The following is a 20,742-nucleotide window of genomic DNA, read 5'->3' as shown; positions in this document are numbered from 1 at the left end:
GGCGCGATCAGCTCGCCATCGCGCTTTGGGTATCTTCCAGCGCGAGTTCGACCAGCCGCCGCATCGCCGCGCTGGCGGCGTCGGGGTCGGCGGCGGCAATCGCGTCATAAACGAGCACGTGATCGGGGATCGGGTTGCGCGGCAGCGCGCGCAGGCGTTGCTTGAACTGCGTTGTCCAACTGACCGCTGCGCCGATCGAGGCGCTGAGCACCACCAACGCATCGTTGCGGGTGGCGCGCAGGATCGTATCGTGAAACTGCCGGTCGGCCGCACGGCCCAGATCGGTCGCGAGCGAATGCCGCCGCATCGCGGCAAGTGCCTCCTTCATGCGTTTGAGTTCGCTGCGGTCGCGCTTGGTCGCGGCCATCCCGGCGGCGGCAGGTTCGATGATCAAGCGCAGTTCGAACAGGCTGCGCACCAATTGCGGATCGGGCTCGCCGGCAAAGGCCCAGCCGAGCACGTCGGGGTCGAGCAGATTCCACCGATCGCGCGGGAGCACGCGCGTTCCCGCTTTTGGTCGGCTTTCGACCAGCCCCTTGGCAATCAGCGCCTGGATGCCTTCGCGATAAGCACTGCGCGATACGTCGAGCGATTCGGCAAAGACGGTCTCGCTGGAAAGCGTCTCGCCCGGGGCATATTTGCCAGACAGGATGGCCACGCCGAGTTTGTGGGCAATCGCCCCGCGCAGCCGCCGCCCTTTGCCGCGCGGAGAGCGCGTTGGCAGTTCGCTGTCGGTTGCGGTTCCGGCATCTTCAGCCGGGGAGAGGGAATGTTCGATCGTCACAGCGCCGAACTCTAGCAGCAGCCGGTCGTGACGGAAACTGCGACTATCGTAGGACGTCCTTCCGTGAAGATGGGGAGTCTCCGCTACGGTCGCTTGAAGGTCCACCGTCCGACGGCGCTTGCGGGATCGAACGGGGCAAGGGCGGGGGTGCTGGCCCCCACGGCAACCAGCGCGCGCGACGGGCCTTGTCCCGTCACCTTCGGCGTTATCCGGTAGGTGCCGTCGGTGAGTTGGTCGATCCGCCACAATTGCTCGGGTGCGCCGGTAAAGGTCGGCACGGTTGCGACGGTCTCGCCCGACACGGCCAGCGCGCGGCCGGTACCCGCGATGAGGATGCTGTAATACGGGGCACCGAAATAGCCGCCTGCCCCGGCGACTGGGGCGATTGTCCATTGCTGGTGCGGCCTGATCATATAATCGCCAAGGTCGACGTTGATCGGACCGCTTGGCCAGTTCGCCTGATCTTCGCCAAGCGTCTGGTTCGCGATGGGGGTGACCGGCGTATTCGGCGCAGCAAAGAAGCTGCGGCGCGCATCGAACGCGATGCGGGTGTCGTCAACGGCAAGCTGCAGCGCGCCGCCGCTGCGCTGCGATTCGATCTCATACGTTCCGGCCGCAAGATTTTCGCCGCCGACCGGCCAGCCATCCTTCCACAACAAGGGCTCGATCGCGAGCACGCTACGCCCGCTGCGATCCATATCGGCTTCATAGTGCATCGAGAACTTCTGGAGTCCGTCGCCAAGGTCGACCAGGCCGAAATGGCCGGGGCCGTAGCGACGCCCGCGCCCGGCGACCACCAGTTTCCCACCGCCTTTCAGCAGCGGTACGCCCATATGGTCGACGAACGGGCCGGTCGGCGAGCGCGAGCGCCCGACGCGAATGTTGTACGAAGAATTGGGCCCGTCGCAGCACGTGCCGTGCGTTCCCAGCAGATAGTAATAGCCATCGCGGTAGAGCAGGGCGGTGGCTTCCATGTCGATCGCGATATCGACCGGTTGGTTGCCTGCGCGCCGGGCACCCGTTGTGGGATCGAGCTCGACCATGCGGATATAGCCGAAATAGGTGCCGTAGCTCAGCCACAGCCGCCCGTCGGCGAGGAGGAAGGCGGGATCGATCGCATCGGCGTCTTCGACGCCGTTGCTCTCGGCAACGACGCCGACATCATGATATCCGAAAGCGGGCGAGCCGGGGTCGAGCGAGTGCGTCCACATCACCTTGACCTGGCTGGCATGGCCGCCGTTCATGCCGCCGCCGCCGACCGCATAGGCGACATAGTAGCGATCGCCGATGTGGATGATGTCGGGCGCGACCCCGCCGCCGGGACGAACGCCACCGCTATGCCAGCTCCAGCCGTCTTCGGACACCAGGCCACCGCGCCCTGTGCCGAACGTATAATATTTCCCGTCGGACAGCGCGATCGTCGAGGGATCATGGATAAAGGGCTCGCCCTCCAATTGGGCAGCGGCGGTGCCCGGCAGTGCGAGCAGGGCCGACAGGACGGCAATCGCAGCGTACTTCATGGTATCTCCAACGGGATCGCGCGGGTTTAAGCCCGGACGGAGCTATTTAAGGTCGATCGTGAGGTCGCGGACCGGTCGCCCCTCGGCGTCGACAAAGCGGACGCAAAAGTCGCTGAGGCCCGGACCGTTGATGACCGCGCCGCGGACGATGTTGCGCCCTTTGTGCAGCGTCAGCGGTTGCGATACGCCGTCGTCCATCACCATGCGACGGTCGCCATACAGGCCGACGGCTTCGGTGCCGTTGACCCACCACATTGAGGCTGCGTTCGAGCCGACGGCGAGGCGCACATTGTGCATTTCGCGCGGGCTGTCGACGACGGTGACCGCATGGAAGATCACACCATAGACCGGCTTGCCGAGGCTTTGCGCGAAATTGAACAGCTTGACGTCGAACAACCGCGCATCGAGCGCGTGCCAGCGCAGCGGCTCCGGCGTCTTGATCAGCGCACCATCGCGCGGCACGGCAACAGTGCCACCGGGAAAATCGGTCAGCGCGGCGCGCACATAGCTTTGCGTGAAACCGATGTTGCTGCGGTTTGGCTTGACGATCGGTTCCAACAGCAGCCAGCGTTGCAGGAAACCGTCGGCGTCAGGGGTCAGCGGTGCGTTTGTCGGCGCGGTAAAATAGGGTTCGAAACTGCGCGCAGGCGCGGGTGCCTGTTGCGCCAAACCGGCGGTCAGCGGCGCTAAAGCGCCCACTGCCAGCACGATTGCGATCTTGATCGGTTTCATGGCTTTGTCGCTCCCGTGCCGCTTGCGCCTGCCGCGCCGCCGTCCCGCTGGCGTGTCAGCAAGCCGTTCATATCGAGCCAACGGACGAAGGCGTCGAACCACTCGGTGCTCGTCGTGTTCGCTTTACCAAGGCCGAAGCCGTGGCCGCCCTGGCCATACAAATGAAATTCGACAGGCCGTCCCGCCTGCTGCCACGAATCGATCAGGCCCAGACCTTTGCGTGCGAACAGCGGGTCATCGGCGGCGAGCACCGCGAACAGCGGCGGCGCATCAGGGCGAACGCGGACCGCCTCCATCGAGCCGTAGATCGGCGCGAGGAACGCCGGGTCCAGCTCGGGGGCGGTGAGCGCGGTGGCCATTGTCGTCATGGCTCCTGCCGAAAAGCCCATCATCCCGATGCGGGCGGGATCGACCCGCCATTCGCGGGCGTGCGCGCGGATCAGCGCGAAGGCGGCGCGCGCGTCGGCGATCGGCTCGGCCAGCCCGGCGGCGGCCTCTTCGGGGCGCAGCCGCGACGTGGGACGTCCGGCACCCGCGAACATCGCCGCCACCGCCTGTTCGAAATCGGGCATGGCGGCGGGGGTTGGCTTCAGGCGGTATTTCAGCACGAACGCGGCGATCCCGTGATCGGCGAGCGCGCGCGCGACGCGCCACCCCTCATTCTCCATCGACAGCATCAGGAAGCCGCCGCCGGGTGCCACGATCACCGCCGCGCCGGTCGCCTTGGCAGGATCGGGGAGGAACGGCGTCAGCGTCGCGGTGCTGACGTTGCGCGTCATCGCGACGCCATATTGGCGGAACCACGACTCCGGTGCGGTCACGCCCGCGGCGTCGCCGGTATCGAGCCGGATTGCAGTGGGTTCGGCCGGGGCGACAGTCGGCACCATCCGCGCGTCCTGTGCCATGGCGGGCGCGCCCAGCAGCAATGCCATTCCGTACAATGCGGCGCGCCCCGCGCCATGCGATGCGAACCAGGCACGACGTCGATCAACGGATCGCCCCACTCCGGTCATCCGGTCTTCTCCCGATCGCCCTGCCTTATGCTGGCCGGAGCTTCTTGTTTTCGACGATCGTGCAGCGCGCGCGCGCCTTACGGATCGTGCGGCATTGCTAAACGGAGGGTTGTTCGACGGTCAATAGTCAGACAAACTAATTTACGAGCGCCTTGCCAATGCGGGCATCCGCACCGCACAGGGTTTTGGAGCTTGGACGAAGCCGCATGGGGAGAGCGATGATGCCATCAAGCGATGCGTTCGCAGCCGTCAATCGACGCGAGACGCTGGCGGCGGGGCTTGCGATTGCGGCTGCGCCGACGCTGCTGGCGGCGAAGGCGAGCGATTCGAGCGGCGACCTGCGGCTTTGGTATCGGCAGCCGGCCGGAGCCTGGACTGAGGCGCTGCCGGTCGGCAACGGACGGCTGGGCGCGATGGTGTTCGGCCGCGTCGCGCAGGAGCGGCTTCAACTCAATGAGGATACGCTGTGGGCGGGCGCGCCCTATGATCCGGACAATCCCGAAGCCTTGGCCGCGTTGCCCGAGGTTCGGGCGCTGCTTGCCGCCGGACGCTATAAGGACGCGACGGACCTGGCTTCCGCAAAAATGATGGGCAAACCGCCCGCCCAGATGCCGTATGGCACGCTCGGCGATCTGCTGCTGACCTTCGCATCCGCGCACGTCCCGACCGCCTATCGGCGCGAGCTCGATCTCGCATCGGGCATTGCCACAACCGAGTTCGAGACCTCGGACGGCCGTTACCGGCGCGAGCTGTTTGCATCGGCCCCCGATCAGGTGATCGTGATGCGGCTGGAAGCGGAGGCGGGAACGCTCGACTTCGATCTCGCCTATCGTGCACCGCGTGCGATCAGTACCCCCCGCGCGCAATTCTCCGAGGGTGCAACGCCCCAAACCACGCGACCGACCGAGTGGCTGCAGCGCGAGGATGCGGCCCGGCCCGGACCGGACGTGACGATCGCTGCCGATGGTGCCCATGCCCTGCTGGTGACCGGATCGAACGAAGCTGCCCTCGGTGTGCCTGCAGGGTTGCGCTACGCGCTGCGCGTGCAGGCGGTGGGGGACGGCGTCATTGTTGCGAACCAAAACGGCATAACCGTGTCCGGCGCGCGCAGCGTGACCTTGCTGATCGCCGCTGCGACCAGCTACCGCCGTTATGATGACACGGGCGGCGACCCCGTTGGCGCGGTGCGTGCGGCCGGGCAGGCGGTAGAACACAAGGCGTATCACGCGTTGCGACGGTCGCATGTGGCGGATCACGCGGCGCTGTTCGGCGGGGTGAAGATCGATCTGGGCACCAGCCCGGCGGCGGCGTTGCCGACCGACGAACGCATTGCGGCGGGCGCAAGCGGGGTCGATCCGGCGCTGGCGGCGCTTTATCTGCAGTACGGTCGCTATCTGCTCATCGCGTCGTCGCGACCGGGCAGCCAGCCGTCGACGCTGCAGGGCATCTGGAATGAAGGGACGACCCCGCCCTGGGGCAGCAAATACACCATCAACATCAACACCGAGATGAATTACTGGGCGGCCGATCCAGGCGGGCTCGGCCTCTGTGTCGAGCCGCTGGTGCGGATGGTCGAGGATTTGTCCGTTACCGGCGCGCGGACCGCGCGGACGATGTACGGCGCGCGGGGCTGGGTCGCGCATCACAATACCGATCTCTGGCGCGCGACCGCGCCGATCGATGGACCGTTATGGGGCCTGTGGCCGTGTGGCGGCGCATGGCTCTGCAACACGCTGTTCACGCATTGGGACTTTGCCCGCGACCCGGCGCTGTTGGCGCGGCTATACCCCTTGCTTAAGGGAGCGGCGCACTTCTTCGGCGACACGCTGATCGAGGATCCCAAGGGGCGCGGGCTGGTGACGTCGCCCTCGCTTTCGCCCGAGAACGAACATCCGTTCGGATCGTCGCTGTGCGTCGGCCCGGCGATGGATCGGCAAATCGTCCGCGACCTGTTCACCAATACGGTGGTCGCTGGCCGGATGCTGGGGCGGGACACCGAATGGCTCGCCATGCTCGAACAGGTCGGTGTGCGCATTGCGCCCGATCGGATCGGCGCGGCGGGGCAGCTTCAGGAATGGCTCGAGGATTGGGATGCGCAAGCCCCCGATCCACACCATCGGCATGTTTCGCACCTTTATGCGGTGTACCCGAGCGCTCAGATCAACGTCCGCGACACGCCTGCGCTAATCGAGGCGGCCAAGGTCAGCTTGCGCCAACGCGGCGATTTATCGACCGGCTGGGCAACCGCATGGCGCATGTGCCTGTGGGCGCGCATGGGCGAGGGCGATCACGCTTACACGGTGCTGAAAGGATTGCTCGGCCCGCAGCGCACCTATCCCAATATGTTCGACGCGCATCCGCCCTTTCAGATTGACGGAAATTTCGGCGGGGCCGCCGGTATTCTCGAAATGCTGGTGCAGTCTTGGGGTGGGGAACTGCATTTGCTGCCCGCTTTGCCAACGGCATGGCCGGACGGATCGATCGCGGGTGTCCGGGCACGCGGTGGGGTCCGCGTCGATCTGACGTGGCGGCAGGGCCGTGCGACAGCGCTGACGCTTTCGGCACCGGCCGGATCGACGGTGAAGATCCGGCTCGGCACCGAGCGCTTTGCGGTAACGATCCCGGCCTCTGGCCGCTATATGCGGCACTGGGCTTAGCCCGGGACTTTTGCGTTCAGTTCTTCTCGATCGTGACTCGCGCCGCTTTGCCCGGCGTCGGGATGGTGAAGCGCAGCGTCTGAGCCGACACGTCGCTTTCCGCATTGAGCGACGCTCCGTTTTGCGTCACGCGGCCCGGCCCCTGCCAGCCGTGGACGGTCACCGCAATCTGCTTCCACCACGGCGCAAGCGATCCTTCTTTGCTGTCGAACGTCACGGTGATGCCCGTCGCAGTGGTGGCGCAGCGCACGGTCTGACGGAAGAACGCGCCGCGCTGATAGCCAAGCGTGGTGCCATCGTCTTCGTACAGCGTTCCGCTGCAGTCGCCGCCGGGATAGATGTCGAGCATCAGCGGCCCGGACGGAGTTTGCGCGGTGCTCTGGACCAGCGGCTGGCGCGGCAGGATCGTCCCGGCGCGGACGAACACCGGCAAGCGATCGAGCCGCGGCGTCTCGAGCACGCGCTCGCTTTTGGCGTGTTCGGTCGGCACGGCTTGGGTTGCCGACTGGATCGGACCGCTGGTGGCCGCTTCGGGCGTTCCCGCACGCAGGCCGGTCCAATAATCGTACCAGCCCCCGGCGGGCAGGCAGACATCGTAGGTCTGCGGTGATTCCGGGCTGGGCGGCGGCGCGATCAGCAGCGCCTTGCCGAGCGTGAAGGCCATGGACTGGTTGCAGCCCATGCTCGCGGCGCTGGGGTAATCGTAGAAGACTGGGCGCATGATCGGGTCGCCAAGGCGGCTATTCTGGTCCGCCAGCGCATAGAAATAGGGCATCAGCCGATAGCGCTCCTCGACGAAGCGGCGGCGGATCGCGAGGTGATCGGGGCCATCGACCCATGGCTCGACACGCGGCGTGCCGGTCGCGCTATGGTCGCGGAAGACCGGGGTGAAGGCACCGATCTCAAACCAGCGCGTCAGCAAATCGGGGCTGGGGCCGCCCGCAAAACCGCTGACGTCGGCGGCGCTATAGGCAAAGCCCGAAAGCCCCAGGTTGATGATCTGTTGCACCGACAGTTTGAGGTGATCCCAGGTCGCGCTGTTATCGCCGGTCCAGGTGACGGCATAGCGCTGCCCCCCGGCATAGCTGGCGCGCGTCATCACGAAGGGGCGCTCGTCGGGGCGCAGCTTCAGCAGTCCGTCATAGGTCGCGCGCGTATTCTGCATGCCATAGACGTTGTGGATCTCGCGGTGGTCGCCGGTGCGGGGCGCGAAATCGTCGCTGGCGATGCGGTGGACGGTGTCGAGCGGCATCGTCTTGGTGGGCGTGTTGAAGATCGCCGGTTCGTTCATGTCGTTCCAGAAACCGGCGATGCCGTCATCAAGGAACCCCTTGTAGAGGGTGCCCCACCACGCGCGCGATTTTGCTTGCGTAAAGTCGGGGAAGACCGATGCCCCGGGCCACACGGGCGCGACATAATCGGTTCCGTCAGGGTTTTTGACGAATTCGTCGCCGCGTTTGCCGCTCGTATACGGCGCATAGCCGGTATCGACCTTGGCGACATGCAGATCGGTAATCGCGACCAGCTTGATCCCCTGCGCCTTCATGTCGGCGGCGAGCTTGGGCAGATCGGGGAAGGTCTTCGGGTTGGTGGTGAAGGGCCGGTTGCGATCCTGATAATCGATGTCCATCCAGATCACGTCGGTCGGCACGCGATCCGCGCGCAGGTGGCGCGCGATTTCGCGGATCTCGTCGGCGGACATGTAGCTGTAGCGCGACTGCTGATAGCCCAGCGCCCATTTCGGGGCGAGCGGGGCATGGCCGGTAAGATCGGCATAGCGCCGCGTGACATCGGCGAGGCTGGGACCGGCGACGAAGTAATAATCGATCGGCCCGTCGGGGCCACCAAAGGTCAGCGTATCGGCATCGCGGTGGCCGAAATCGAACCAGGTGCGATAGGTGTTGTCGAGCAAGATGCCGTAGCTACCGCCCGGCGCGCCGGTCGAGAGGAAGAATGGAATCGATTTGTAGATCGGATCGTCGGCGCTGGTGAAACCGAACGCGTCGGTGTTCCAGTCGACAAATTCCTTGCCGCGCCGGTCGAGCCCTCCGGTCTTGTCGCCAAGGCCATAGAAATGCTCGGTGATCGGCAGGGTTTTGCGCAGCGTAAAGCTCTTGCCGTCGATCGCGACGGGCGCGGCATCGGCCGAGATGATCTTACCGTCGAGCGTTTCGAAGGTGATCGCGCCGCCCGCGCCGATGCGGACGCGCAGGCTGGCGGTGGTGAAGCCGTCCGCGGTCGGCGTCACCTTGGCGCGCGCCTTGCGCTGCTCGGGCAGCACCGCCCAACTGGCGTCTTCGGGATACGCACCGTCGCGCGCGATACGCACACGCACCAGGCCGTCGGCAAGTGCTGTCAGGCGCATCTTGAGCGCGCCTGCCGTTACCTCGACGCCATCGCGTTGGGCGCTCAGCGCCGCAGCTGGCGCAGTGGCGTGCGCGGCGGTCGCGCCCAGCGGCAGCGCGGCGGTGGTCAGCAAGGCTGCAAGACATAGGTGTTTCATCGCGTGTCTCTCGATTTCAAATGCCGGGGGAGGTGGGTCAGGTGCGGGCGGAAGTTCAGCGCACAACGATCGAGGAAGTCGTCGATCTTGTGCAGGTCGATCCGTTCGATATCGGGTCCGGCGGGCGCCAGGCGGTGCTCGTCAGGGAATGTGCCATAGCCCGCCATCAGGCAATGCCAACTGATCGCGTTGTAATAGCGGCCAATTCCCATTTGTTCGACCAGCGCGGCCATATCGGCCCCGGTGAACCATGCCGACATCAGCGCTTTGAGCGGATCCGACAGTTGCGCCAGAGCGCGCGCCTCGGCCCAATAACCGGTCGGGTCGGTGCCGCGCTGGTTGAGCCGGTAATGCGCGACGATGTAATCGCGCACGCCATCATAGCGCGCGGCGATCGCGTCGTTGAACGGCCCGCTGGCGGCGGGGGTGAAGCCGTTTGCATCGACGGCGTCCAGAAACGCCTCGACCGTCGCCATCACGATGTGCAGCGCCGTTGCCTCAAGCGGCTCGATAAAGCCCTGCGCCAGGCCGATCGCCAGTGCATTGTGCGACCAGCTTTTGGCGACCCGGCCAACGCGCATCGTCAGATGCCGCGCGGTGCCGACGTCGCCTACCCCGAGATGCGCGCGCAATTCCGCCTCGGCCTGATCGGGCGAAAGATGGCAGCTGGAATAGACATAGCCATTGCCGGTGCGCGTGGTGAGCGGAATGTCCCATACCCACCCGGCGGTGAGCGCGGTGGCGCGAGTCTGACTGGGCAAGGGTGCCGCTTCGTCGCGCGGCGTGGGCAGGACGACCGCGCGATCGTTGAACAGGGTATCGGCAAAGGACTGAAACGGCACGCCGAGCGTCTTTTCGAACAGGATGCTGCGAAAGCCGCTGGCATCGAGGAAGACGTCGCCCGGGATGCGCTCGCCATCGTCGCACAGCAGCGCCGCGATATCGCCGCTTGCGTCGCGCTCGGCAGTGGCGATGGTGCGCTGGAGCTGAACCACACCCAGCTTGGTCGTCGCATGGTGCCCGAGGAATGCGCCAACCTTGTGGGCATCGAAATGATAGCCGTAGCTCACCTCGAACGGGAAATTCGCGTCCGGCTGCGGCGCGCAAGCCGCCGCCGCCAGCCGGGCGGGCAGCAGGAACCGATCAGGATGCGCCGCCACATCGCGCCCGGTGCGCCGCGCGCGCGTATTGTAGAAAAAATGCGGTGCGGTGTGGCTGTCGAGCGCGGTCGGGAAGGGATGGAAATAGGCACCATGACCCGCCCGGTCGGACCAGCCGTGAAAGCCGATGCCGAGCTTGTAGGTCGCGTCGCAGGCCGGCATCCATTCGGCCTCGGCAATGCCAAGCCGGTCGAAGAAGTGTTTCAATTGCGGGGTCGAGCCTTCGCCGACTCCGACAATGCCGATCTCGGGGCTTTCGACCAGCGTCACCTGCGCATGCGGCCACCGCTGCGCGATCAGACAGGCGGCCATCCATCCGGCGGTGCCGCCGCCGAGGATGACGATCGCCTTGCCTGCCGCCGCTTGCGTCACGGTCGCAGCACCAGCCCCGAAAAGGGCGGGAGCGCAGTGGCGCTGGCGTCGTTCGCACTGAGCAGCACCGCACCCATCGGGGAAAGGCCGGATGGCCAGCCGCGCGCTACATCGCCGAGGTTGAACACGCACAGCAGCCGTTCGCCCGCATCGCGGCGTTCGAAGGCAAGGACGGCATCGTCGCTGTGCAGGATGCGGATGTCGCCCTGGCGCAGCGCGGGATGGGCGTTGCGCACCGCGAGCACCCGCCGGGTCCAGTGCAGCAGCGAGTCCGGATCGGCGCGCTGCCGGTCGGCGGCGAGCGCGTTATGGTCGCCCCCGAACGGGAGCCACGGCGTCTCGCTGCCGAAACCGAGGTCGGGCGCGGTCCCGATCCACGGCATCGGCGTGCGCGCGCCATCGCGCGACAGCGTCATCGGCCAATTGGCGATCGCCTCGGGATCGAGCAGCGCATCGAACGGAATGTCGACTTGCGTCAGCCCCAATTCCTCGCCCTGATACAGGAAGATGTTGCCGCGCAGGCACGCCAGCAGCAGCATCTTCATGCGCGCAAAGGCCGACGCGTGCGCGGGCGTTGTCCAGCGCGAAAGCGCGCGCGGGGCGTCGTGATTTTCGAACGCCCAACTCGGCCAGCCGATACCCGGCGCATCGGGCCAGCGTGCCACAGCGTCGGCGACGAGATCTGGAGTCAGACGCTCGGCATAGAGGAAGTCGAAGCCATACGCGCTGTCCAGCCGCGTGCCGCCGGCGGTGAACAGCTTCATTTCGCGATCGCTGTCCTCGCCGCCAACCTCGGCGACGGTGAACCCTGCGCCATATTCGTCGAGCAAGGCGCGGATCCGCTCGAGGAAGGGCGGGATATCGGCATGGCCCTGATTGTGCAGCTTGAGCTGGAAATCGAACGGCCGCGTGCGTGCGCGGTTGGTCGCGGGGGCGGGCGGGTTATCGGTCAGCGCGGGATCGTGCATCGCGAAATTGATCGCATCGAGCCGGAAGCCGTCCACACCGCGATCGAGCCAGAAGCGCGCGGTATCGAGCAATGCCTGTTGTACCGCCGGATTGTGCCCGTTGAGCTGTGGCTGCTCCTTCAGGAAATTGTGCATGTAATATTGCTGGCGGCGCGCGTCCCACGTCCAGGCCGGGCCGCCGAACACCGATTGCCAGTTGGATGGCGGGCTGCCGTCGGGCTTGGCATCGGCCCAGACATACCAGTCGGCCTTGTCGCCCGATCGGCTCGCGCGGCTTTGCTGAAACCACGGATGCTCGTTCGAGGTGTGCGAATACACTTGGTCGATAATCACGCGCAGCCCGAGCGCATGCGCGCGCGCGATCAGCGCATCGAAATCGGCCAGCGTGCCGAAGATCGGGTCGACATCGCGGTAATCGGCGACGTCATAGCCGAAATCCTTCATCGGCGAGGTGAAGAAGGGCGACAGCCACACCGCATCGACGCCGAGCGTCGCGACATGGTCGAGATGCGCGGTGATGCCATTCAAATCGCCGATACCGTCGCCATTCGAATCGGCGAAGCTGCGCGGATAGATCTGATAGATCGCGGCCCCCTTCCACCAGGGCGTCGTGGGCGCGGCATCGGGTTTCGGCGGGGCGATCGATGGGGTCATGAGGCTCATTCGCTGGGGAGGGCGGCGCAGATGGCATAGCCGAGCGGGGGCAGGGTGATCGAGATACTACCGGGCGCGGCGGCGCGTGCGGGACACGCGCCCGCGAGCGTGGTGAAGCCCGCCGAACGCGCACCGATTTCGACATTGGCGCTGACCGGCCGGTTCGAGGTGTTGAGCGCGACCAAGATTTCATGCCCGTCATCGGCACCGCGGGTGAAGGCGAGCAGGCCGGGCTTGTCCGACGCCGCGCGCACCACGGTGCGGCCGTGGCGCAATTGGGCATGGTCGCGGCGGATTTGGGCGAGCTTGGCGATCGTCTGGAAAATCGGGTTTTCGGTGCCGAAATGCGCGGTCGCGGTGGTCGTCGCCGTGCCGATCAGGCGGTTGTCGTTGTAACTGGCGACGTGGCTGGCGAACAGGTCCTCGCGCGCGTCCTGGTCGCCGCCATGGCCGGTGAAGCCTTGTTCGTCGCCCGAATAAATTGTCGGCACGCCGCGCGCCGACAGCAGCAGGACATGCGCGAGCGTGAGGCGCTGCAGCCGCTCGGCCTCGGTCGCATTGGGCCACGCCAGATCGAGCATATGCCCGATCCGCCCCATGTCGTGATTGCCAAGGAAGGTCGGCAAGCGTTGCGCGGTGGCGTCGCCGCCTTCGTAGAGGACGTCGCCGTCGATCAGCTTGGCGAAGAGGTCGGTCCCGGCCTTGCCGGACAGCATCGCGCGCGCCGCCGCCTGGAACGAGAAATCGAGGATTTCGGGGAAGCCGTCGCGACGGGTATATTGTGCGGTATAACCGGGATCGACGGTCTCCGAATAGACTTCGCCGAAGATCGGGAAGTTGGGGATGCCGCGCGCCGCCGCGCGCGTTTGCATTGCCGGGACGAACGCCTGCCAGAATTCGGGATTGACGTGCCGTGCGGTGTCGACACGGAAGCCGTCAATGCCGAAGCGATCGATCCAGCTTCCGTAGATGGCGATGAATCCGGCGACGACACGTGGGTCCTCGGTCATCAGGTCGTCGAGCCCAGCGAAATCGCCATAGCGCGCGGATTCGCCCGCAAAGGTCGAGTCCCCGCGATTGTGATAATAACGCGGGTCGTTGAGCCACGCCGGGACTTTGACGGTCTTCTCCGCTACGGGGACGAAGGGCGTATAGGCATAAGCCGGGTCGGTCAGCCGCGCGAAATTCTCGGGCGTTTGCACGGCATCGCCGGCAAAGCCAGGATTGATCGGCGTGCCGCTTACGCCGCCGCGCCGTTGATACGGGTAATCGGCCGTGCTGCGATACGCGCAGGGTTTGCCGATGCATTCGCGATACTGGATCACGTCGGCTGTGTGGTTGGCGATGATGTCCATATAGACCTTGATCCCGCGCGCATGCGCCGCATCAACGAACGCGGAAAAGTCGGCATCGGTGCCGAAATGCGGATCGACCGTGGTGAAGTCGGTGATCCAATAGCCGTGATAGCCCGCGCTCTCCTGTCCCGCCGCGCCCTGGATCGGCTTGTTTTTGAAGATCGGCCCGATCCAGATCGCGGTAACGCCAAGCGCCTGGATATAGTCAAGCCGCCGTGTCAGCCCCTTCAGATCGCCGCCATGATAGAAGCCCTTGGCCGTCGGATCATAGCCGGTTGCCAGCCGGTCGCCAGTCAGCCCGCCTGTGTCGTTGGTCGGATCGGCATTGTCGAAGCGATCGGGCAGCACGAAATAGATGATTTCGTCTTCGGCCGCACGCGCGCGCACCTGCTCGATCGGGACAATCGCCGGGCCAGTGAGCGCCAGCAGCAGCGCGGCGGCGATGCTCATGCCGTTACCGGCTGGGGCGCGGCGCAGTGGCGCGCGATGAAATCGGCATGGCTCGGCATCTGGGCGACCTCGCGGGCATTGAGTTTGGCGATCGTGTCCATGAATTCGGCGAGGTCGGTCGCCGGGATCGCGTCGGCGAGTGGATGGTGCCCCGTTGGTATTACGCCCTGCCCGACGAACACCTGAAACCAGCCGACCTCGGTGAACAGTTCCTCATGCTCGCGCGTGATATGGCCGTTGCCGCGCCACAGGTCGATCTTGGCCGACAACGTTTCGGGCAGCTCCATGTCGCGGCACATCCGCCAGAACGGCTCGCTGCGCGCATTGGCGGCGTAGTGCAGGATGATGAAGTCGCGAATGCGCTCATATTCAAAGTCGCTCTGGCGATTGAACTCGCCGCGGTCGGCCTCGGCAATGGTGTGGCCGGGCAGGAGCTTCATCAGTCGCGCGATCGCCGACTGGATCAAATGGATGCTGGTCGATTCGAGCGGTTCGAGGAAGCCCCCTGCGAGGCCGATCGCGACGACATTGCGGTTCCACAATTTGCGGCGCTTGCCGGTGCGGAACTGGATCGGGCGCGGGTCGGCGAGCGCCTCGCCGTCGAGCCCCGCGAGCAGCGTCGCGGTCGCCTCGTCGTCGCTCAGATGCGCCGAGGCATAGACGATGCCGTTACCGGTGCGATGCTGCAGCGGAATCCGCCACTGCCAGCCGGCCGTTTTGGCGGTCGACCGGGTATAGGGGGTAAAGGCAGCACTGCGCGCCGACGGAACCGCCAGCGCGCGGTCGGCGGGAAGCCAGTGCGTCCAGTCGTCATAGCCGGTGTGGAGCGTCTGTTCGATCAGCAGGCCGCGGAAACCGGTGCAATCGATGTACAGGTCCGCGCTGACCACGCTGCCGTCTTCGAGCACTAGCCCCGACACGTCGCCTATATCATTCTGCGTGACGCGGACGATCTTGCCCTCGATGCGGTTGATGCCGCGCGTCTCGCTGTAGCGGCGCAAATGGCGCGCATAGAGACCCGCGTCGAAGTGAAAGGCATAAGGCATGTCCGGCAGCACGCGCGCGGTACGCGCCGGACCGCGCTGCATCCGCTCAGCCAGCGCCGCCTGGTTGTTCAGCGAATAGGCCGCGAGATCACCCGCCAGCCCCAGTTTTCGCGCGCGCAGCCAATAGTGATGGAACGGCAGCAGGCCGACATCGCGGCCGATGTCGCCAAAGGCGTGCATGTAGCGCTGGCCGGGTGCACCCCAATCGACAAATTCGATGCCGAGTTTGTACGTCCCCTGTGTCGCGCGCAGAAACGCGTCCTCGTCCAGCCCGAGCGCGTCGTTGAACAAGCGGATTTGCGGGATCGTCGCCTCGCCCACGCCGACCGTGCCGATCTCCTCGGATTCGATCAGGTCGATTTCGAAGCCGACCTCCAGAAAGCGCGCGAACGTGGCCGCCGTCATCCAACCGGCGGTGCCGCCGCCGGCAATGACGATCCGGATCGGTCTGGAGCCATTCGGCTCCGCAGGATTGGCCATGGTCCGCGTCCCCGCTTACTCAATTTCAGGTACCGGAAGGGCGAGCGGTGAGGAGCCCCCACCGCTCGCCGATGGCATCGTCGTTCAGAACTTGTACGTGACGCCCAGATAATAGTCCCGTCCGTAGCGCTGGTAATCGATCACCTGGCGCGGGTCGTCATTCTGATAGGTCACGAACGGCCGGTCGGTGAGGTTCTTCGCCTGGGCGAGGATCGCGAAGCCCTTGAGGAAGCCCTCCTGGAATTCATAACCGATCTGCGCGTCGAGGATGCCTTCCGATCGCGCGGTGCGATAGGTCGGGTTGGCCGAAAGGCCGGCCACTTCGGCCAGGAAAGACGAGCGGTAGCGATAGTTCACGCGCGCCTGGAAGCCGTTCTTCTCGTAATAGACGGTGCCGCTGCCGGTCCATTTGGACAGGCCGGGCAACGTAATCGGCTGGGTCGGGTTGCTCGCGAACTTGATCTCGGATTCGGTGTAATTGCCCGAGACAAACACCCCGAAACCATCAAGCACCTTGGTCAGCGACTTGAACGGCACCGACACCGTCGCCTCCAGCCCCAGCACCGTGCCACGCCCGGTGTTGGCGGGGGCGCTGACATTGCCGATGGTCAGCTTGTTGGCGGTGACGATCGCTTGCTGGGCCGGGGTCAACGCGCCGAGCAGCGATGAGAAGTCATAGGCATAGCTGTTGTTGGGATCGACGAAGTCGGTGAGATGCTTGAAATAGCCCGACAGCGCGACATAGCCGCCGCCGTGGAAATATTTTTCCAGCGACACGTCGATATTGGTCGACTGATAGGGCTTCAGCGCGACGTTGCCGCCGGACGAGGTGAACACCGGATTGAGCCCGGCATTGGTATTGTTGGTCTGGATGTTGGCGACGTTGATGGCGACATCCTGCGTGACGCGCTCCTGATCGAGGCGCGGGCGCACCATCGTCTGCGATGCACCAAGCTTGACGTACCCAAGCGGGATCAGCTCCACCGCCATCGTCGCCGAGGGCAGCACGTTGGTGTAGCTCACCTTCTGCGAGGCCGGGGCGATCGTCACCACGCCGTTGACGACACTGGCGATCTGGCCGTCGGAGCGCTGCTCGCTATGCACGACTTGCGTTCCGATCGAGCCCTTGAGCGCCTTGCCCCCCACGTCGCCGTCGATGGTGATCTTGGCATAGCCGGTATAGACGTTTTCGGTGACGACATTGTCGCGCACCAGCGACGACGGTCGGTTGTCGTAGAAGGTGTTGAAGCTGTTATTGTAGAGATACAGTGGATCGAGGGCGAGCACCGCCGGCACACCGAGATAGTCGAGCGGGATCTTGCCGAGGATCGCCTGGCTCGGAATCGGGGCCGAGGTCGGCGTGCCGCTGGCCACGGTGCAATTCGTGCCCGCGCCCTTGGGGCAGAGGAAGTAGGACTGGTAGGCGCTGGTTTTCTCGCGGCGGCTGTAATTGGCACCGGCCTCCCAGCTTTTGACGATGCTGTTGTCGAACTCGCCATTCAGGCTGGCGCGCAGCGACTTCAGGTCGTCCTTGAAGCTTGGGCGGTTGAGGAAGCCGGACTGCACCACGGCCTGCGTGCCGTTATAGCCCCAGCCTTGCGGATCGGTCAGCTTGAACACGCTGGTGTCGGTATAATCGAGCGTCGGCACGATCTTGTAGATGCCGTTCGCCTGCTGCGTCACCTTGACGGTGTCGTTGGGGCCAGTGCCGCCATAGCCGACGCCGGTATAGGTCTCGAGCAGGAAGTCGGTACGCGTGGCATGGCTCCAGCTCGCGTCGACATTGAGGTGGATCTTCTCGGTCAGCTTCAGGTCGTTGTTCCAGCCGAACGAGAAATTCTCCGCCTTGCGCTGGTTATAGTCGTTGCGTTGGATCGCATGCACGCCCGAGAAGGTCGTGCTGGTTGCGAAACCATCGTTCACCGTCACGCCGCTTTGCGTGGGGCTGGAAAAGCCGAGCGGGAATTCGATGCCGCGCAGATGCTGCGTTTCCTCGAAATGCGAATAGAGCGCGTCAAAGGTCGAATGGAACACGTTCGATGGCCGCCATTCGATCGTCGCCACGCCGCCATAGCGCTTGAGCTCGTTCGACTGGACATAGGGCTTGGCACCGCCGAGCACGAACGGGCTGGCCGCCGTGCCGCTGCCGGCATAGCCCCAGGCGTTGTAGCGCTCGTCCTGCGACGGGGTCAGCGTGGCGGAGGCACCCAGCGCGATGCCAAGCGTGTCGTTGGCGAATTTGTCGACATAGGTCGCCGAGGCGCGATAGCCGTAGCGCGTGCCATCGGGGTTGAGCTTGTTGATCCCGTTCATTTCCCCGCGCGCGCTGACCGCAATGACGCGCTTGCCCTGATCGAGCGGGCGCAGCATGCGCAGGTCGACCGTGCCCGAAATGCCGGCGGCGACGAGCGAGGCGTCGGCGGATTTGTAGACGTTGACGGTCTTGAAGAATTCCGACGGATACTGGTCATATTCCACGCCGCGATTGTCGCCGACGGTAACCTGTTCGCGGCCGTTGAGCAGCGTGGTCGAGAAATCGGGGCCGAGGCCGCGGATCGACAGGCGCTGGTCGCGGCCTTCAAGCCGCTGCGCGGTCACGCCGGGCAAGCGTGCGAGCGAGTCCGCGATCGACACGTCGGGCAGCTTGCCGACGTCTTCGGCGGAGACCGAGTCGACGATCAATACCGACTGGCGCTTGATCCTGGCCGAGGATTCAAGGCCGGCGCGGATGCCGGTGACGACGATGGAGTCATCGACCGCAGCGGGGGCATCCGCAGGCGAAGGCACCGCCGGGGCGGCGGGTTGCGGCGTCGGATCGGCCTGGCTGGTGGTCGCCTCGACCTGTGCCTTGGCGGTCGGGTTGGCGTTGGGCGTGGTGGCCTGCGCGAAGGCGACGCCCGGCATCACCAATGCGGCGGCGAGCGCGGTCGTGCTGGCGCATTCCGCAAGCCGCGCGGACAAGGACAGGTGGCGCGTCGGCGCAACCGCGCGATCGGCGCGGCCCGGCATGAACTTGGTCATTTGGTTTCCCCTCAAGCGGGACGAACCCGCACATCCTCACGAAATTCAGTTTCCTCGACGTCGTCATCCGCGTCGATTGGCTAGGAGCAGGCTATATTTCGGACGGGGTCATTGCAAAAGTGGCGGGCATACGTATTCACAGGGGAGGCGGGTCGGGGGTTCTGCTGTATTATTTAAACAATACACTGGTATGACTGGGATGGCCAAGCGGCCGACTTCGTTCGATATCGCACAACTTGCCGGTGTCTCGCAGCCGACGGTGTCGCGTGCGTTGCGCGGAGTGAAATCGGTCAACGCGCAGACGCGTGCGCGGATCGAAGCGATTGCCCACAGTTTGCATTATGCGGTCGATAAACACGCATCGAGCCTGCGCAGCCAGGCGTCGAACACGCTTGCGTTGCTGTTCTTCGAAGAGACGGCGGACGAGGACGCGACGATCAATCCATTCTTTCTGTCGATGCTCGGATCGATCACCCGGGCCAGTGCCAGAGCGGGGTACGACCTGCTGATCTCGTTCCAACAGCTTTCGGGCGACTGGCATGTCGACTATCAGGACAGCCACAAGGCCGACGGCATCATCCTGCTCGGCTATGGCGATTACGAGGCGTATCGGGCGCGGCTCGATCATCTGGCCGAACAGGGCACGCATGTCGTGCGCTGGGGCGCGGTCGGCACCGGCCCGGCAGGGATCACCGTCGGTTCGGACAATCGCGGGGGCGGTGCGCAAGCGACGGCGCATCTGATCGCGCAGGGGCGGCGGCGGATCGCGTTCCTCGGTTCGGCCGACAGCCGTTATCCCGAGCTTGAGGAGCGGCACCGCGGCTATGGGGACGCGCTGGCGCAAGCGGGGCTGGTCGCCGATCCCGCACTTCGCGTCGATGCGATCACCAGCGAGGAGGCTGGTGTCGAGGCGGTTGCCACGCTCAAGGCGCGCGGTGCGGTGTATGACGCAATTTTCGCGGCGAGCGACAGCATCGCGATCGGCGCGATGCGGGCGCTGGCGGCGGAGGGACGGAGCATCCCGGGCGATGTCGCGGTGGTCGGGTTCGACGATATTCCCTCGGCCTCGCTGACCACGCCGCCGCTGTCGACGGTGGCGCAGGACACACGGCAGGCGGGTGCGTTGCTCGTCAGCACCTTGCTCGGCCAGTTGCGCGGTACGGCGCTCACACCGCCGCCGCTTCCGACCCGGTTGATCGCGCGCGCCAGCAGTGGTGCCTGAGCCTCAATCGTCGAACAGGAACAGGTTGAGCGTCAGCCGCCCGACCAACGGGTCCGGGGTGAGCGGCACCTCCGGCGGCAGCCACGCGCAATGCAGCGTGTTGCCCGCATAGACGAGCGCGCGGTTGAACGCCCCCGGCTGTACCGCGATTTGCTCGAACAGCGGCGTGTCCCCGGCGATATAGGACGGCGCGGGCAGCCCGTGCGTTCTTACGCCCCTCTCGAGTTCGGCGGAGTAGCGTTCGAGCCGTTCGGCGTCGACGCTTTCATAGCCGGTCGCGCGTTGACGGTAGAAGGCGGTGCCGCCCTGCGCCGTGTGCCCCAGGAACAGCAACAGCGCGATCCGGCGCGGCTCGACGCCGTCGAAATGCGGCAAACGCTGGATCGGTGCCAGCGCGCCCGGCGGCGTGGTGACGAGTGAATAATAGGCCTCCGACACTGCCGGTGCGCGCTCGAGCCCGAAATGCGTGGCGAGCAGTGGGGCCACCTTCACCCGCATCGCCTCGGCGAGCCGGGGCGGCACGGGCGCACGCACACCGGGATAATGCGGCCCGATCGGGGTCAGCCGCAGCGCCGCCGCATCTTCGCGCAGCCCGTCGGGATCGTGCCAGAACGAGTCTAGGACGAGCAGCGGCCGCTGTTCATCGCCTTGCTGGTGAAGAGTCACGGTCATCGACATCGCTATCGCCATGCCCGGTCGGGGGCGTTCGTCGCAAGGGGTACGGTGGCCTGCGTATTCGTATGCACCCTTGTGCGCTACCGTGCTTGTCGGCAGTCAGTCGAGGACAGACTGCGGCCGGTCGACC

The 20,742-nt window shown here is 65.5% G+C and carries 13 protein-coding genes; 2 read left to right on the top strand and 11 right to left on the bottom strand.

Translation table 11 applies throughout. From position 1 onward, the window contains the following. Positions 1–7 precede the first annotated feature (7 nt). The 4 genes from EJC47_RS01070 to EJC47_RS01055 form a co-directional block, all read right to left on the bottom strand. Positions 8–724 (bottom strand): FadR/GntR family transcriptional regulator, encoded by a 717-nt coding sequence (locus tag EJC47_RS01070; protein WP_052192290.1) that lies wholly within the window; start codon positions 722–724, stop codon positions 8–10. A gap of 143 nt (positions 725–867) precedes the next feature. Continuing rightward, the gene (locus EJC47_RS01065) at positions 868–2,304 is read right to left on the bottom strand and encodes a family 43 glycosylhydrolase (RefSeq protein ID WP_126845134.1); all 1,437 of its coding nucleotides are present in this window, start codon (positions 2,302–2,304) and stop codon (positions 868–870) included. A gap of 42 nt (positions 2,305–2,346) precedes the next feature. Further along, positions 2,347–3,036, bottom strand: coding sequence for an acetylxylan esterase (locus EJC47_RS01060; RefSeq protein ID WP_126845133.1), 690 nt, complete (start codon positions 3,034–3,036; stop codon positions 2,347–2,349). After that, positions 3,033–3,968 (bottom strand): alpha/beta hydrolase, encoded by a 936-nt coding sequence (locus tag EJC47_RS01055; protein WP_260591428.1) that lies wholly within the window; start codon positions 3,966–3,968, stop codon positions 3,033–3,035. Before EJC47_RS01055 ends, EJC47_RS01060 begins: the two co-directional genes overlap by 4 nt. Before the next feature lie 299 nt (positions 3,969–4,267). Between EJC47_RS01055 and EJC47_RS01050 the strand changes: the two genes are divergently transcribed. Then, complete coding sequence (locus EJC47_RS01050; protein WP_260591427.1) at positions 4,268–6,706, top strand: glycoside hydrolase family 95 protein; 2,439 nt, start codon at positions 4,268–4,270, stop codon at positions 6,704–6,706. Between the two features lie 16 nt (positions 6,707–6,722). Here EJC47_RS01050 and EJC47_RS01045 read toward each other — a convergent pair whose 3' ends face one another. The 6 genes from EJC47_RS01045 to EJC47_RS01020 all read right to left on the bottom strand — a co-directional run bounded on the left by EJC47_RS01045 (position 6,723) and on the right by EJC47_RS01020 (position 18,715). Continuing rightward, positions 6,723–9,209, bottom strand: a complete 2,487-nt coding sequence (locus EJC47_RS01045; protein WP_126845131.1) for a glycoside hydrolase family 31 protein — start codon at positions 9,207–9,209, stop codon at positions 6,723–6,725. Continuing rightward, positions 9,206–10,741: a tryptophan halogenase family protein gene (locus EJC47_RS01040; RefSeq protein ID WP_126845130.1), complete on the bottom strand. Its 1,536-nt coding sequence runs from the start codon at positions 10,739–10,741 to the stop codon at positions 9,206–9,208. Before EJC47_RS01040 ends, EJC47_RS01045 begins: the two co-directional genes overlap by 4 nt. Further along, on the bottom strand, positions 10,738–12,363 hold the full coding sequence (locus tag EJC47_RS01035; protein WP_126845129.1) for an alpha-glucosidase family protein: 1,626 nt from the start codon (positions 12,361–12,363) through the stop codon (positions 10,738–10,740). The genes EJC47_RS01040 and EJC47_RS01035 overlap by 4 nt, the downstream gene beginning before the upstream one ends. 5 nt (positions 12,364–12,368) lie before the next feature. Then, a complete protein-coding gene (locus tag EJC47_RS01030; RefSeq protein WP_126845128.1) occupies positions 12,369–14,168 on the bottom strand; it encodes an alpha-amylase family glycosyl hydrolase in 1,800 nt (599 codons plus the stop codon). Continuing rightward, positions 14,165–15,694 carry a tryptophan halogenase family protein gene (locus EJC47_RS01025; protein WP_126845127.1) on the bottom strand — a complete coding sequence of 510 codons (1,530 nt, stop codon included), beginning with the start codon at positions 15,692–15,694 and terminating at the stop codon, positions 14,165–14,167. Before EJC47_RS01025 ends, EJC47_RS01030 begins: the two co-directional genes overlap by 4 nt. A gap of 84 nt (positions 15,695–15,778) precedes the next feature. After that, a complete protein-coding gene (locus EJC47_RS01020; protein WP_185867517.1) occupies positions 15,779–18,715 on the bottom strand; it encodes a TonB-dependent receptor in 2,937 nt (978 codons plus the stop codon). Positions 18,716–18,914: 199 nt separating this feature from the next. On the opposite strand from EJC47_RS01020, the gene EJC47_RS01015 reads away from it, so the two are divergent. Then, positions 18,915–19,937: a LacI family DNA-binding transcriptional regulator gene (locus EJC47_RS01015; protein ID WP_185867522.1), complete on the top strand. Its 1,023-nt coding sequence runs from the start codon at positions 18,915–18,917 to the stop codon at positions 19,935–19,937. 3 nt (positions 19,938–19,940) lie between these two features. Here EJC47_RS01015 and EJC47_RS01010 read toward each other — a convergent pair whose 3' ends face one another. Next, a complete protein-coding gene (locus EJC47_RS01010) occupies positions 19,941–20,609 on the bottom strand; it encodes a DUF6445 family protein (RefSeq protein ID WP_260591426.1) in 669 nt (222 codons plus the stop codon). Positions 20,610–20,742: the final 133 nt, after the last annotated feature.

It is taken from the genome of Sphingomonas sp. TF3 (assembly GCF_003985085.1).
Taxonomy (GTDB): domain Bacteria; phylum Pseudomonadota; class Alphaproteobacteria; order Sphingomonadales; family Sphingomonadaceae; genus Sphingomonas.
This window is presented reverse-complemented; position numbering and strand designations above follow the sequence as displayed.